This window comes from Bacilli bacterium (genome assembly GCA_036381315.1).
Taxonomy (GTDB): domain Bacteria; phylum Bacillota; class Bacilli; order Paenibacillales; family KCTC-25726; genus DASVDB01.
The window spans coordinates 1-15,117 of sequence record DASVDB010000137.1 but is presented as its reverse complement, the minus strand read 5'-3'; the positions used below and the strand labels follow the sequence as shown (position 1 = coordinate 15,117).

The 15,117-nt window shown below is 51.5% G+C and carries 14 protein-coding genes and 3 tRNA genes; 15 read left to right on the top strand and 2 right to left on the bottom strand.

What is annotated here, in order from left to right:
* The 4 genes from pyrF to VF260_10120 all read left to right on the top strand — a co-directional run.
* Positions 1-694 (top strand): orotidine-5'-phosphate decarboxylase (gene pyrF, locus VF260_10135; protein HEX7057535.1); only part of this gene is annotated, 694 nt, incomplete at its 5' end.
* Positions 695-1,327, top strand: coding sequence for an orotate phosphoribosyltransferase (gene pyrE / locus VF260_10130; GenBank protein ID HEX7057534.1), 633 nt, complete (start codon positions 695-697; stop codon positions 1,325-1,327).
* Between the two features lie 115 nt (positions 1,328-1,442).
* Entirely contained in the window at positions 1,443-2,372 is a 930-nt protein-coding gene (locus tag VF260_10125; protein HEX7057533.1) for an ABC transporter ATP-binding protein, read from the top strand.
* On the top strand, positions 2,372-3,472 hold the full coding sequence (locus tag VF260_10120) for an ABC transporter permease (protein ID HEX7057532.1): 1,101 nt from the start codon (positions 2,372-2,374) through the stop codon (positions 3,470-3,472). Before VF260_10125 ends, VF260_10120 begins: the two co-directional genes overlap by 1 nt.
* A gap of 40 nt (positions 3,473-3,512) precedes the next feature.
* Here the strand turns inward: VF260_10120 and VF260_10115 are convergent, their stop codons facing one another.
* Positions 3,513-3,656, bottom strand: coding sequence for a hypothetical protein (locus VF260_10115; protein ID HEX7057531.1), 144 nt, complete (start codon positions 3,654-3,656; stop codon positions 3,513-3,515).
* 1,295 nt (positions 3,657-4,951) lie between these two features.
* Between VF260_10115 and VF260_10110 the strand changes: the two genes are divergently transcribed.
* The 11 genes from VF260_10110 (at position 4,952) to VF260_10060 (ending at position 14,678) form a co-directional block, all read left to right on the top strand.
* A complete protein-coding gene (locus VF260_10110) occupies positions 4,952-5,665 on the top strand; it encodes an ABC transporter ATP-binding protein (GenBank protein HEX7057530.1) in 714 nt (237 codons plus the stop codon).
* The gene (locus tag VF260_10105; protein HEX7057529.1) at positions 5,625-6,776 is read left to right on the top strand and encodes an efflux RND transporter periplasmic adaptor subunit; all 1,152 of its coding nucleotides are present in this window, start codon (positions 5,625-5,627) and stop codon (positions 6,774-6,776) included. The genes VF260_10110 and VF260_10105 overlap by 41 nt, the downstream gene beginning before the upstream one ends.
* Positions 6,776-9,691: an FtsX-like permease family protein gene (locus VF260_10100; protein ID HEX7057528.1), complete on the top strand. Its 2,916-nt coding sequence runs from the start codon at positions 6,776-6,778 to the stop codon at positions 9,689-9,691. Before VF260_10105 ends, VF260_10100 begins: the two co-directional genes overlap by 1 nt.
* 3 nt (positions 9,692-9,694) lie before the next feature.
* A complete protein-coding gene (locus tag VF260_10095; protein HEX7057527.1) occupies positions 9,695-10,588 on the top strand; it encodes an ABC transporter ATP-binding protein in 894 nt (297 codons plus the stop codon).
* A complete protein-coding gene (locus tag VF260_10090) occupies positions 10,585-12,090 on the top strand; it encodes an extracellular solute-binding protein (protein HEX7057526.1) in 1,506 nt (501 codons plus the stop codon). The genes VF260_10095 and VF260_10090 overlap by 4 nt, the downstream gene beginning before the upstream one ends.
* A gap of 79 nt (positions 12,091-12,169) precedes the next feature.
* Positions 12,170-12,721, top strand: coding sequence for a phosphatidylglycerophosphatase A (locus VF260_10085; GenBank protein HEX7057525.1), 552 nt, complete (start codon positions 12,170-12,172; stop codon positions 12,719-12,721).
* A gap of 107 nt (positions 12,722-12,828) precedes the next feature.
* Positions 12,829-12,996, top strand: a complete 168-nt coding sequence (locus VF260_10080) for a hypothetical protein (GenBank protein HEX7057524.1) — start codon at positions 12,829-12,831, stop codon at positions 12,994-12,996.
* A gap of 71 nt (positions 12,997-13,067) precedes the next feature.
* A tRNA-Met gene (locus tag VF260_10075) sits at positions 13,068-13,144 on the top strand.
* A 35-nt stretch (positions 13,145-13,179) separates the two neighbouring features.
* Positions 13,180-13,253 (top strand) — tRNA-Ile (locus tag VF260_10070).
* A gap of 128 nt (positions 13,254-13,381) precedes the next feature.
* Positions 13,382-14,176 (top strand): phospholipase D-like domain-containing protein, encoded by a 795-nt coding sequence (locus VF260_10065; GenBank protein HEX7057523.1) that lies wholly within the window; start codon positions 13,382-13,384, stop codon positions 14,174-14,176.
* Positions 14,177-14,225: 49 nt separating this feature from the next.
* Positions 14,226-14,678, top strand: a complete 453-nt coding sequence (locus VF260_10060) for an NUDIX domain-containing protein (protein HEX7057522.1) — start codon at positions 14,226-14,228, stop codon at positions 14,676-14,678.
* An 84-nt stretch (positions 14,679-14,762) separates the two neighbouring features.
* On the opposite strand, the gene VF260_10055 is transcribed toward VF260_10060, so the two are convergent.
* Positions 14,763-14,835 (bottom strand) — tRNA-Val (locus VF260_10055).
* Positions 14,836-15,117: the final 282 nt, after the last annotated feature.

Genomic DNA, 15,117 nt, shown 5'->3' with positions numbered 1-15,117 from the left:
TGTTGCGCTGGATTATCCCGGGCCGGCGGAGGCCAATGAACTTTTGGCCGCGCTGCAAGGCATCCCCTGCATGCTGAAAGTGGGAATGCAGCTGTTTTATGCTGCCGGGCCGCAATTTATTGCCACGTTGAAAGAAAAAGGCTATCGGGTATTTCTGGACTTGAAGTTGCACGACATACCGCACCAGGTAAAAGGCGCCGCCAGGAGCATCACGCGATTGGGCGTGGACATGTTCAACGTGCACGCCGCCGGCGGAATTGCCATGATGGAAGCGGCGAGCGAAGGCGTGGAGGAGGCCTTGGCGCGCGAAAACGGGTTAGAACGCCCTGTCCTGATTGCCGTGACGCAGTTGACGAGCACAAATCAACAGGTGTTGAACGGGCAAATCGGCATACCGGGAACGATAGCGGAAGCCGTCAGGAAATATGCGCGGTTAGCCCGGCAAGCGGGCTTGCACGGGGTGGTTGCCTCCGCGCTGGAAGTGCCGGAAATCAAGCAGGCTTGCGGGCGCGACTTTGTAACCGTGACGCCGGGCATTCGGCCTATTTGGGCCGGCAAAGGCGATCAAATGCGTGTGATGACGCCGCGCGAAGCAATCGCCAACGGATCGGACTACATCGTGATCGGGCGCCCCATCACGGCATCCGCCGATCCGCGGCAAGCACTGGAAACCATATTGGAGGAATTGACTTAAATGAGCGATCTGAAAGTGGAAATTGCCTCGCGGCTTTTGGATATTGGCGCCGTCGTGCTACGTCCCGAAGAGCCGTTTACCTGGTCGTCGGGGTTGAAATCACCGATCTATTGCGACAATCGGTTGACGATATCGTATCCCGATATCCGCGAATTTATCGCCGAAGCTTTCGTTTCCGCCATCCGGGCGAATTATCCCGGAGCCGAGCTCATTGCCGGGGCGGCAACCGGCGGAATTCCGCATGCGGCATGGGTCGCGCAAAAACTGCAGCTGCCGATGATCTATGTGCGGGACAAAGCGAAAGGACACGGGAAGCAAAACCGGATTGAGGGCGTGTTGAAACCGGGGCAGAAAACGGTCGTCATCGAGGATCTTGTATCTACCGGCGGAAGTTCGCTCAAAGTGGCGCAGGCGGTCAATGAAGCGGGAGGCAAGGCGCTTGGCGTAATCGCGATTTTTTCCTATCAGTTGGAAGCAGCCAGGAAAGCGTTCGCCGCTGCGGGGATTCCCGTGCAGTCGTTATCCGATTATGCGACGCTCTTGCAGGCGGCGCTGCAAAAGGGCGCGGTCAAGGAACGGGATTTGGCGGCATTGCGCGCATGGCGTGAAGATCCGGAACATTTTGGCGTTTAATGTTTGTAAAAAATCCGTCTCGAGGCTGATTTGATCAGGTTCTCGGGGCGGTTTTTTTATGACCGTGAGCGATGGTAAGATGTGCTTGTGAATGTTCGCGGAAGGAGGAAGCCAATTGGCGGTATTGGAAGTTTCAAATCTGCGCAAAACATTCGGTTCCGTTGTGGCGGTAAAGCAAATCAGCTTTGCGGTCGAACCGGGCGAAGTGTTTACGATTATCGGCCCGAACGGAGCGGGCAAAACGACCACTTTGGAAATGATCGAAGGAATGCAGCAGCCGGATCAAGGGGAAATCAACATTTTGGGCATGAACTGGGCGCGGCATGAGGGGAAAATCAAGCAGCGGATCGGCGTCCAGCCGCAGACGAGCGCTGTTTACGATCTGCTGACCGTTTACGAGAATCTGGATACGTTTGCCGGCCTCTATGAAAAGTCGCGCCCGGTTGACGAAATCATGGAGTTGATCAATTTAACGGACCATCGCAACAAACGGGTCAAGCATCTTTCCGGCGGGCAGCGGCAGCGTCTGGCGATCGGGCTTGCGATGATCAACGACCCGGAAATTTTGTTTCTGGATGAGCCGACGACCGGACTCGATCCGCAAGCGCGGCGGAATATTTGGGATATCGTATTGAAGTTGAAAGAAATGGGGAAGACGACAATCTTGACGACACATTATATGGAGGAAGCGGAAAAGTTGAGCAGCCGCGTCTGCATTGTCGACCAGGGAAAAATTGTCGCGATGGACACCGCACAAAATCTGATCCGCAGCCTGACCAAGGAAAGGGAGATCGATCTTTTGCTGGAGGCCGATGATAGGACCGTAACTGCCGTGACCGAACAGGCCAAAGGACTTCCGGCGGTTACCAGAACGGCCCGCGTCCAAAACCGTTTGCGCATTTGGTCCACCAGTCCGGAACAAACGCTCTATCATTTGTTTCATTACACGGCGCAGCATTCGGTATTGGTCGCGCAAATTTCGATCACGGACATGAGTTTGGAAGACGTATTTATCGCCTTTACGGGAAAGGAGTGGCGTGACTGATGGTTAAGCAAGTGCGGAAAATATTTTTTGCCCAGCTAAAGACAACGTTTCGGGAAAAAGCGGTCTGGTTTTGGTCAATCGGATTTCCGGTGCTGCTGTTGATCATCTTTTTAACGATATTCGCCGCTCCGGAGGATGAGGCGTTTTCCGCCAACGTTGCGCTCGTCATGGAAAATGAAAATCCGGCAACATCGCAGCTTGCGCAAACGTTGCGGCAAATTCCGGCGCTCGAGTGGAAAACAAAAGAGCCGGTGACAAAAGAAGAAGCCGAAAAATGGGTCAAAGATAAAGAGGTCGACGCCGCAATCGTTTTGCCGACGACGGCGGAAGGCGGGGGCGTAAGTCTTTTGCTCAACGCGGAAAAGCAAAACAGCACGCTTGACCAGGCATTGGCCGGCATTTTGAATCATGTGCTGCAACAAGTCAATTATGCTATCGCCAACGTGCAACCGGCATATCATTTGCAGACGGATTACTTGTCCGCCAGCGAACGCAAGCTGGATTCGACAGATTTTCTGGTGACCGGGCTGTTGGCGCTCTCGATTGCGCAATCGGGCCTGTTCGGCATGGTCGGACTGGTGGAAATGCGCCGCAACGGCATGTTGAAGCGGTTGAAGTTGACTCCCGTAAGCATTCAGGTTTTGGGTATCAGCGATGTGTTGGTCCGGTTTATTTTGGCGTTGATTCAAGTCGTGATCCTGGTTGGCATCGGCATCGCGTTCGGAGCCGGTTTTGCCGTGAATGTGCCCGCTTTCCTGTTGACCTTTGTCATCGGCACGCTTTCGTTTACCGCGTTTGGCTTTATGATTGCCTCGTTCAGCAAAGCGATGGAAGGCTACATGGGGATTGCCAACCTGGCAAGCTTTATCATGATGTTTTTAAGCGGCGTGTTTTTTGATTACAGCATGCTGCCCGGTTATATCAAGCCGATAGCCGACGCAATCCCGCTAACTTATTTCGTGAACGGCATCCGCGAAAGCATGGTTTACGGGACGAGTGTGGCGCATGCAAACATATGGTTGAATGTCGCGGTGATGGCCGCTTGGGGCGTCGTCACATTCCTGATCGGCTCGCGGTTTTATAAATGGAAAGCGGGATGATGCGGGGGGCAAGCCGATTTGTCGGCTGCCTATGGCCTGCTTACGGTTGGGCCGACAGGTTTATGCGCGCCGTATCCACCGCTTGTCGGCCAACAATCTCCAGCGACGCAAGCGCCTGATCCACTGTTTTTTCGCCTTTTAGCACCGTATTGATTTCTTGGTTTGCGGCTTTTGTAAACGACATGACGATATCCGGGTGAGTCTTTGTATGGGTTGCGAGTAAGGGCTGCGGCGTCTAATTCATAAAATGGCTCCATATCGCGCCCTTCAACCTTGTTAATATATTTTGTTCGGGCAGGTAGCCCGTCATGGATAAATTGCGGCTGTTCCGCATGATTTTTGGCGAATTCGTCGCCATGAAGATATTTGATAAATTCCCAAGTATGCTTTCCTGCACATTCTTCACTTCACACCGCTAAAGGACGCAGCAGAGGCTATTTGCCGAAAAAAGGCTGATTTGAAATTGTAACGGACACAGTGGAGGCTATTTGTCGTTTCCATGCCTGAATATCGGGAAATAGGCAAGAATAGGCTCTCCCACGTCCGTTAGAATCAAAAAGGTGGCATTTTGCGCAAAATAAGCTCTCCTGCGACCGTTAAAGCCTAGCTTTACCCCATGATCTTAAGGATATGGGACCTCAAGAATCCTCTCTTGATACGGATAATGGTTTGAGTACATCTTGTTTTCATATTTGGTTCATCCTCGAATATTCTGGTTTTCTGCTGCTTTTTTTGTCTTTTTTATACTAAAAAATTATATATTTCTAGTCAATATGACAAAAGTAATCTATTATTTATGTATGATATTCGGCGGCAACATCAGAATAAATAATTTTTTTTCGTTAAGAGTGTAACTTTTTGGGAATCGTTTGCGTTTAAATATTTGTACATAATTCCGGTTTCCATGTGCCGGGCTTAAACTTGTCGCCTTTAGGCGATCAGCTTCCAGCGCATACACTTTGGTAATGTTAAGCCTCCCTGCGCACGCGAACTTTGGTAATGTTAAGCCTCCCTGCGCACGCGAAAACGGCTGAGCACCTCCTTGCGCATCGCGAAAGCGAGGTACCGCCTCACTGCGCAACCTAAAACGCGGGTACGCTGCGCTGTGCAAAGTAAAAACGGGAGGATCGCCTACCTTCACACCGCTAACGGACGCAGCAGAGGCTATTTGCCGAAAAAAGGCTGATTTGAAATTGTAACGGACACAGTGGAGGCTAATGATTGTTTCCATGCCCGAATATCAGGAAAAATGCCAGAATAGGCGCTCCTACGACCGTTAGAATCAAAAAGCGGGCAATTTTCGCAAAATAAGCTCTCCTACGTCCGTTAAAGGTTGCCTTAGCAGATTTGGTGCAAGTGGTTCCAATAAGTATGAGAGGGGAATGCAATAACGTGAAAGGGCTGCCATTTACATGGCCGATACGTAAACGCGCTTCATCCCGCGGTGCTGCCATTCCGCCCGCCAAATCAGGCATCGCCCTGGCAGACAAGGAAGCCACAACCCATTTATCTCCGGATAAGCCGCTCCTGAAAGCAATCGGCGTGGAGCGCAGCTTTGAGGTTGGCCAACAGAAGCTGCATGTGCTGAAAGGCATCGATATGGAGTTGTACCCTTGCCAGCTTGTGATGCTGCGAGGAAGATCCGGTTCGGGCAAAACAACGCTGCTGAATTTGATTGGCGGTCTCGATCAACCGGACAAAGGGGAAATTTTTTTCCAGGATCATCCGTTTCATCAGTGGGATGACGATCAGCGGACGGAAATCAGACGGCGGCAAATCGGCTTTATTTTTCAATCGTACGCGCTTTTGCCGTTGTTGTCGGCGTGGGAAAATGTCGAACTATCGTTGCGCATGGCGAACTTGCCGAAGGCGCAATGGAAAGATCGCATTGCGCATTGTCTTGATCTGGTCGGTCTTACTAAACGGATGCACCACAGGCCGTTTGAATTGTCCGGCGGAGAACAGCAGCGGGTGGCGATTGCCAAGGCGATCGCGCATCGCCCTTCGCTCATTTTGGCCGATGAACCTACCGCCGAATTGGACTCGCAAATGGGCGCGCAAATCATGTCCATGTTTCGGGAAATTATTGCCGCGGAAAACATTACAATTTGTATGACGACACACGATCCTACGATTTTGGAGGTAGCAGACCATGTTTATGAAATGGTGGATGGAAAGTTTTTGCAAGCATAAGATCTGGTTAAAACGCGGCTTTTTGCTGTCGATCGGCATGACGCTTGCGATTTCCGCCGCGGGCTGCTCGCTGTTGCCGAAAGAAGAGCAGGAAGAAGCGCTGCCCACAATCAAGCCGCCGACGCTTTCCAAAAAGCCCGAATATACGGTGACTACGCAAACGCTGGAGACGAAAGTGCGCGCAACCGGCAAGCTGATGTCGACGCAGGAAGAAACGCTGTATTTTATTGGCGCCAACAGCGAATCCGGCAGCCCCGCCGCAAGCCAGGGGGAATGGCGCGTCAAAGAGGTATATGTCAAATCCGGCGATGCGGTGCAAAAAGGGCAACTGATTGCGGAGATTGACGTAACGGACATGGAACGGCAATATCGCCTGGAAAAGCTGCGGTTTCGCAAGGATTACGAACTGCCGATGATTGAAACGTTGCGCAATGCCGATCAATTGGATCCGGGCGAACTCGAACAGAAAAAAATCGACTTTGAACTGCAGCGGCAAAAGCTGCAGGATATGCAAGACGCAATCAATAACGCGAAAATCACCGCGCCGTTTGCCGGCACAGTGGTAAGCGTGATGGTGCAAAAAGGCAGCACCGTGCAAGCCTACGACCCGATTGCGCTTGTGGCGGATCTGGCGAAGTTGACGGTGGCGGCCAAATTCAGCGCCGAAGATTTGCAGAAAGTCGCTGTGGGCATGGACGCGATAGTGGACATCAACAACGCCGGACAGTTCAAAGGCAAGGTAAAACGCCTGCCCTCGCCGGCCAGCAACGCAAACAACAATAACAACCGCGGACCTTATGATCCGTGGAACCCGAATCCGCAACAGCCAAAACAGGAGTCGATCGAAGATTATTTATTGGTCGAGATTGACCAGTTCCCGAAAAATATGGCAAGGGGCACGCCGCTTAGCGTCACGATCATTACAAACCGCAAGGAAAACGCCGTTGTGATACCGGCGTCGGCGCTCAGAACGCATGCCGGGCGCAATTATGTGCAGGTAGTGGATAAAGACGGCAAACGGGAAGTGGCTGTGGAAGTCGGCCAACAAACCTCCACGCTTGTTGAGATTGTGAAAGGATTACAGCCGGGGCAGAAGGTGGTCGGTCGCTGATGGGGAGGACCCTGTTTCGCTTTCTTTTTCGGAAAATGTGGAACACCCGCTGGATGACGGGCACCACGCTTGTCGGGTTGATTTTTGCCGTGGCGTTTACGCTTAGCATTCCGATGTATGCAGACGGCGCGTTGAAGCGGGTTGTGGCTAAATCGCTGCAGGAGAAAAACGACGGGTTTCCCGCAGGCTCGATTCTGATGCGTTATCAGGCTGTCGGCAGCCAAAAGGCGGATCTTGACAGCCTGGCAACGGTCAGAAACTACATTCAAAATGAAATTCCCAAGCAGATCGGATTTCCTTATTTCGCTTACACGGAAATGTTATCGATTCGCGGCGCGCAAATTTCTCCCGTCGACCCCAATAAAGTCGACCCGAGCAAGCGCAGGCAGATGAATATGATCACGATGGGCGATCTTGAAAGCCATGTGGATATCACAAACGGCCGCATGTATTCCGATGCCGGCGCGGACGGGATCATTGAGGCGGTTGTCTATGAGGAGGCTATGTACCGCAACGATTTTACCGTTGGCGATGAATTCAAATATCCCGTGCAAGGCGGGGCCAAACCGCTCACGGTAAAAGTTGTGGGCTCGTTCAAGCCGAAACAGGAAGGCGATCCGTATTGGTATCAAGGATTTAACCCGCTGGTGAACGCCCTGATCGTCAATGACAAGGTGTTCACGGAACAGTTGCTGAAACAAAAAAAGATCCCGCTTACGATCGCAAACTGGTATTATGCTTTCGATTTGCGCGAAATCAGAACGAGCCAATTGACGCCGTTATCCAATACGTTATCGCGGCTCGATATCGATCTGTACCAGATGCTGAAAAATACGAAGGTCGATTTTTCGTTTTCGCCCATGCTGGACGAATTCAAAAGGCAGAGCGTGCAATTGCAAATGCTGTTGTTTACGCTTGCGGCGCCCATGATCGCCATGGTGTTTTATTTCATCGTCATGAATTCGCGACAGTCTTTGGAACGGCAAAAAAGCGATATTGCGGTGCTAAGAAGCCGCGGCGCGAGCACGCGGCAAATCATTTGGATATTTTTGTTGGAAGGTTTCATTCTTGGCGGCGTTTCACTGGTCATTGGGCCGCTCGTGGGCTGGTTTATGGCAAAAAGCATCGGGTCTTCCAGCGGGTTTTTGACTTTTGTCGACCGCAAGGCAATCCCCGTTGACGTGTCCGCGGGCACATTTGTGTATGCGTTGGCTGCCGTTCTGATCGCGATTTTGGCGGCGGTCATCCCGGCGATCCGGTATGCCCGCTCGACGATCGTCGGATTAAAACAGCAAATGGCGCGCCTTGACCGCAAACCGCTCTGGCAGCGCTGGTTTCTGGATGTGGCTCTGCTTTGCGTCGCGGGATACGGCTGGTATTTGTTCTATGAGCGGCAAATGCTCAGCTTTGCGACGGGATTGTCAAACGACCAGCTGCAATTGGATCCGTTGCTGTTTTTTGTGCCGGCGCTCACGATATTTGCGATCGGGTTGTGTTTTTTGCGCATTTTTCCATGGATTTTGCGGCTCGTCAACCGATTGGGCGGTAAGTTCTTGCCGGTGCCGCTATATTTGACCCTGACGCAACTGTCGCGCTCGTCCAAAGCGTATTTTCCGCTCATGCTGCTCCTAATCCTGACGCTTGGCCTGGGAGTTTACGATTCATCGGCGGCGCGCACCATTGACTTGAACTCTACAGAACGCACGTTATACAAATACGGCACAGATGTCATTGTGCAAACCGTTTGGGAAGGCGTGAGCGACGCTTTGCCGCAAGACCCCGGAAACGCTGGCGGCGGGCAAAACGGCGGCAATGAAAGCGGACAAGACGGCGGGCAAAACGGCGGCGGTCAGAATGGCGGAGCCCCCGGTTTTCCCGGTCCGGACGTTTCTTTCGATACAAATATCCGGTATGTCGAACCGCCGTTTGAAATTTTTCGGCATTTGCCGGGTGTCGAAGCGGCTGCCCGCGTTTTGCGCACAAAAGGCAATGTCGTCGTATCCGGCCGATCGGTAGGCATGGGCGCGGTCATGGGGATCGATAATGTGGATTTTGCCAAGGTGGCCTGGTTTCGCAACGACTTGTTTCCGTATTCGCCCCGCCAATATTTGAACCTGCTGGGCGCGTATGATGAGTTAAATGGGGCAGCGGCGCTCGTATCGGCTGATTTCGCCGAAAAGTACCGGCTGAAACCCGGCGACTTGTTCACCATTTCCTTGCAGCAGCAAGCCGTGGAATTTGTCGTGGTTGGCACCGTTCCGTATTGGCCGACCGAGTATCCGCAGCAAATGCCGTTTTTTATCGTCAATCTTGATTATATTTACGATCAGGTTCCGCTCATGCCATATGAAGTTTGGCTGAAAATGAAAGACGGCGCGATGCTTACTCCCGCGGTGCAGGAATTGCAGGAACATGACATCACCATATCCGCGATCGAGAATGTGAAGAACGAATTGCTGACGCAGCGGAAACATCCCGCCCGCGGCGGCGTGTTTGGCATTTTAAGCCTTGGCTTTCTTGTCTCGGTTGCCATTTCCTTTATCGGATATTTGCTGTATTGGTTTTTCAACTTGTCGAGCAGGGTGGTGCAGTTTGGCGTTTTGCGCGCCATGGGGCTTTCCCGCAAGCAATTGACCGGCATGCTGTTGCTGGAACAAGTATTTACCGCCGGTTTATCCATCGTGCTGGGCTTTGCGATCGGCAGACTGGCAAGCTATTTGTATTTGCCCTTCCTGCAAACGACCGAAGATTCGCAAATGCAGGTTCCGCCGTTCCGCGTCGTCTTCGATTTTAAAGATTCGCTGCAAATCGGCATTGTCGTCATGATCATGCTGATAGCCGGCGCGACGCTTTTGCTTATGCATATTCGCAGATTGCGCGTGCATCAGGCGGTAAAATTGGGAGAGGAGCGGTGATAAGTGATAACCTGCGACAGCCTCGTGAAAATTTACAAATCCGAAGACGTCGAAGTTGTTGCCCTGCATGGACTGAACATCCATGTCGACGACGGCGAAATGATGGCGATCATCGGCAACAGCGGCAGCGGGAAGTCCACGCTTTTGAACATCCTGGGCGGGCTTGACCGCCCTTCGGCGGGGCAAGTAACGGTTGGCGAATGGAATCTTCTAAAAATGACCGATGAAGAACTTGTCGAGTACAAACGCAAAACAGTCGGATTTATATGGCAAAACAACGCCCGCAATTTGCTGCCGTATCTCACGGCTTTGGAAAACGTGGAAATGCCGATGATGTTAAACGGCAAACTGGACCGATCGTACGCCAAACAATTGTTGGAATGGGTCGGCCTTAAGGACAGAATGCACAACAAGCTCCATCAGCTTTCCGGCGGCGAGCAGCAGCGGGTGGCAATCTCCATCGCCTTGGCGAATCGCCCGAAACTGCTTTTGGCCGATGAGCCGACCGGCTCTGTGGATACGCAAACGTCCGATCTGATTATGGATATTTTCCGCAAATTGAACAACGAATTGGGCGTTACGATTGTGATCGTCACGCACGATTTGTCGCTGGCGGGTAAAGTCGACCGCGTTGTTGCCATCCGCGACGGCTTGACCAGTACCGAATTTGTGAAGCGCAATCCGAACCTTGACCTGTTCAATCAGCGCGGGTACCGGATTGGCGCCGGTGATAAGGGAGTCCACGAGGAATATGTAGTTGTGGATAAAATGGGCAGGCTGCAGGTGCCGAAAGAATTTTTGGAACGGCTGAAAATTGGCAATAAAGCGTCAATGGAATTTGACGGTGAAAAGATTTTGATAAAAGCGCCGAAATCTCTTGGGGAGGATGAAGCATGAATCAAGCAATGTTGCGTTGGAAAAAATGGTGGGCAATCGGGATGGTGTTGCTGCTTTCCGTTCCTTTATTGGCGGCTTGCGGCAAGGGGAACGCAAAAGAGGAAGACCAGGAAAGGGTGCTGCGCATCGCTTCAACTTTTGATTATGGGTCGAATAGCGATTATTTGCGCACGAACTTTACCGATATATTTGAATTTACGCACCCAAATGTGAAACTTGAATTTGTACCGTTACAGGAAGACGGTTACCAGTACAAACAATTGAATCCCGGCGAAAGACCGAAAGATCCGCTGGATTTGCTAAGGGAAGTAATGGATGGCGCAAATCCTCCCGACCTGATCATTTCAAACGGGGATGAAATTCGCGATCTGGTCGCGGAAAACCGCTTTGCGCCGCTCGATCCGCTCATCACGAAAGATAAATTGGATTTAAGCGAGTTTGTTCCGGCGGTGATCGAAGGTTTGAAAAAACTGAGCACGGACGGGCAATTGTACGCCCTGGCGCCGATGTTTTCGGCGAGCGCGCTTATCTACAACGAGCAAATATTTGAAGACGCCGGAGTAGGGTACCCGACCGACAATATGACCTGGGATCAAATGTTTGATCTGGCCAAACGGGTGGCAAACCCTGAAAAGAATATTTACGGGTTCAGCTTTAACCGGTACGTGTACAGCGATCCGTTCAACGATTTGATGCAATATACCGCTCCGCTCAATCTGCGGGTATTTGACGAGGCCGGAGAGCATATGACCGTCGATACGGATCAATGGGCCAACGCCTGGGAGAAAATCATTTCGCTGGTGAACGAAAAAGTGATTCCGGGCCAACAGGACCAACAAGAAATGATGAAGATGGCAGCGGGAGAGGGAAGGCCGGGCCCGTTCAGTTACGACAATTTTCTTTCCGGCAGGGTGGCCATGACGATTATCCAAAATGGCGAACTCAATGATTTGATCAATGCAAACAAAGCGATCACGGCAGGCAGCATTGAGAATATGGACCCGATCCGCTGGAATTTGGTGACGGTGCCGACGCATCCCGACAATCCGCAAGTCGGCGGAAACATTTGGTACAACGGCGTCATGAGCATTGCCGCCAACGCCCAAAACAAAGATGACGCATGGGAACTGATCAAATTTATCAACAGTGAAAAGTGGATGCAGTTGAAAGCGGAAAGCTCCTATAATCTCGTAGCGCGCAAACAGTTGAACAAGCCGAAGGAAGGGCTGGATTACAATATCGATGCTTTCTTTGCCCTTACGCCTGTTGAAAATCCTTACAACAACAAGATTTTCCGGGACAAACCAAACATTTGGCAGGCGCAAAACATCGGACAATCCAAATTCATGGAGGCGCTGCAGGGCCAAAAGTCGGTAAAACAGGCGCTTGGCGAATGGCAGAGTGAAGGCAACGTCATTTTGCAGAAAATCAAGGAAAATCCTGACGCGCCGCCGGAAGCGGTTATTATGGGGAAAAACAAAACGAGCGTAATTGCGCGGTAATTTTTCTTGCGGCATGTTATAATGGTTACATCCGGTTTCGCTTCGGGTAATCGGTGTTTCTGACTGAGGAGATGAGGGGATGAATAAACGGATCGTTCCAAGCAACGAGGTCAAAACGGCGGCGCTGCAACAGCTGGCGCAACGCGGAGTTGCCGTCGAAGACGTCGCAAAGATCGCATTGGAGATGCAGGCGCCCTACAATCGCAATTTGACGCTAGAGGACTGTATCGAAAGTGTACACGCGGTTTTGGAAAAACGCGAAGTGCAGCACGCGCTACTCGTCGGCATCGAACTTGACCGGTTGGCGGAGAAAGGATTGTTGTCCGAACCGCTGCAATCTCTGGTTGCAAACGACGAAAGTTTGTTCGGCTGCGATGAGACGCTGGCATTGGGCTCCGTGCTCGGTTACGGCAGCATCGCGGTAACCACTTTCGGACACCTGGATAAACACAAAGTAGGAATCATCAAAAAATTGGACACCAAAGCTGGCAACGGCATTCATACATTTCTTGACGATCTTGTCGCCGGCATTGCGGCATCAGCCTCCAGCCGAATCGCGCACCACACCCGCGACGAAGCGGAACGCTTTGCTAACGAATTCACGGACAATTCAAAAGAAAACGCCGTGTAACAGCAGACGCCCTTGGCCAATTTTTGGCGGGGCGTCCTTTTTCCATTGAAGGCAGGCGAAAGTGGATATGCTATAGGCATAATGTTGATTTACGGAGGGCAGACGCCATGTCCAAATGGGTATATTGGGGAAAATTGTACAATAGCAAATTTCAAGCGGGCTGTTTGGTAAAACGCATGGAGGAAGATTGGTGGATTTACGGATATGACAGTCCGCGGGAAGTGGAAGTGTTCCAGTCGCGAAAAGGACGTTATGGCGTGCGGTACATCCCGTGACCGGCATACTTGAAATGGGCTGCTCGCGCTTGACTTGAAGCTGTTGTTTGGTGTATAGTAATCACTGTCGCCGCGGGGTGGAGCAGTCCGGTAGCTCGTCGGGCTCATAACCCGAAGGCCGCAGGTTCAAATCCTGCCCCCGCAACCAAATTTTTCGGCTCCTGTATTGGCGCCTGGTCATAAGGGCCTTTAGCTCAGTTGGTTAGAGCGGTCGGCTCATAACCGATTGGTCGCAGGTTCGAGTCCTGCAGGGCCCATCACCCAACGATGATGCTGCGGACTAATAGGATATGAAAAAGTCCAAATTTATGAAGGATGATCCCCGCTACTTGCCGCTAGCGGGGATTTTTCGTCATGAAAGCAACTTGTGCGTGGAGGCGCCCCGATGAAAAAATCATGGAAATTACCCGGTTTACTGGCAGTCATCGTTTCCGTCGCATTGGGCGGCGTCGTTTATGCAAAATGGACAACTTCGGCGGACGTGCCGAAAGACAATTTGCAGTGGGCATTCACGCAAGCGGGCCAACAGCCGGAAAAATTGCTGATCGACGTGATCGATTCCGCCAAATCCACATTGGATTTAGCCATTTATAGTTTGACATATCCGGATGTAATTGATGCGTTGAAAAAAGCGAAAATGCGCGGTGTACAGGTACGCATCATAACGGACCGCATCCAATCGGAAGGAAAGGCGCAAAAAGAAGCTTTGAAAATATTGGGCAGCGCCGGCATTCCGATCAAGGTCAACAGCCATAGCGGGCTAATGCATTTGAAAATGACGATTTCCGACAACGAAATCGCCACTACGGGATCATACAACTATTCAAAAGCGGCCAGCACGGAAAACGATGAAATTCTTCTGGTCATCCGCAATGAAGAGGTGGCCAAAGCGTTTGCCAGGCAATTTTCCGAAATGTGGAGCAATGCCGGAAAATTTCGGACCATTAGCCCATATATCGCCCAAAGCAACATCGGCAATGCCGACGCGGCGAATGCGGCGATTGCGGGCGGCGGTGACGACGCTTGCGCCAAACCGCTCATAAAAGGAAATATCAACAGCAAGGGCGAAAAAATATATCATTTGCCCGGTGGCGAATATTACAGCGAGACGATACCCGAGGAAATGTTCTGCAGCGAAAAGGCGGCCAAAGCCGCAGGATACCGGAAATCGCTCAAATAGCCGGAAAATCTGCATTTGCGGGCGAAGCCAAGAAACGAGGTCAAACCGGATGAAGCATGAATATTGCAAATTAACGGCGGCGGTGCATCTTTTTATCGTAAAAAATAAAGAAATCTTGCTGCTGAAACGGCAAAACACCGGTTTTGCCGATGGGCTATACAGCGTTGTCGCGGGGCATTTGGAAAAAGGCGAGCAGGCCGTGGAAGCCGCCGTTCGCGAAGCGAAGGAGGAAGCGGGAATTACCATTGATCCGCAGGACGTGCGCATGGTCGGCGTCATGCATCGCAAATCCGACAGTGACCGGCTCGATTTTTTCGTGGAAGTGACGCGTTGGAGCGGAGAGATCGTAAATGCCGAGCCGGACAAATGCGCGGAACTGATCTGGTATTCGCTTCATGACCTGCCGGACGGCATGATGATCCCCTATGTGCGCAAGGCGATTGCCAATTACATGGGCAGCCGCTGGTTTGAAAGCTACGGGTGGTCGCAAAGCCTAACATGAATTTTTGTGTGTAACGGGTTGGCGGAAGCTGTTTCATGAAAAAAATCCCTTGTTGCCCAAAGCTTCAAGGGATTCTGTAATATATGAACTGTACAGGGTTCGAACCTGTGACCTCTTCCCTGTCAAGGAAGCGCTCTCCCGGCTGAGCTAACAGTTCGCGATCGACACGAACATTAGTTTATCAAGGTTTTAGGGGATTGTCAAATAGAAAAAAAGCGCATGTGTGTTATTATTCTGTGATCATGTCATGGTGTAACTGTTCTGAGATAATGTCACTATGAGACAGGAGTTAGTGACATTGATGCAGGTGGAAATGAGGTTCCATGCGCCGGGTCTAACCATCCGCCTTTAGGCGGCCAGCTTCCAGCGCCTGCAACGTCACTGCGCAACGTTAAACCTCCCTGGGCAGCGCTAATACGGGGGGACCGCCTCCCTGCAC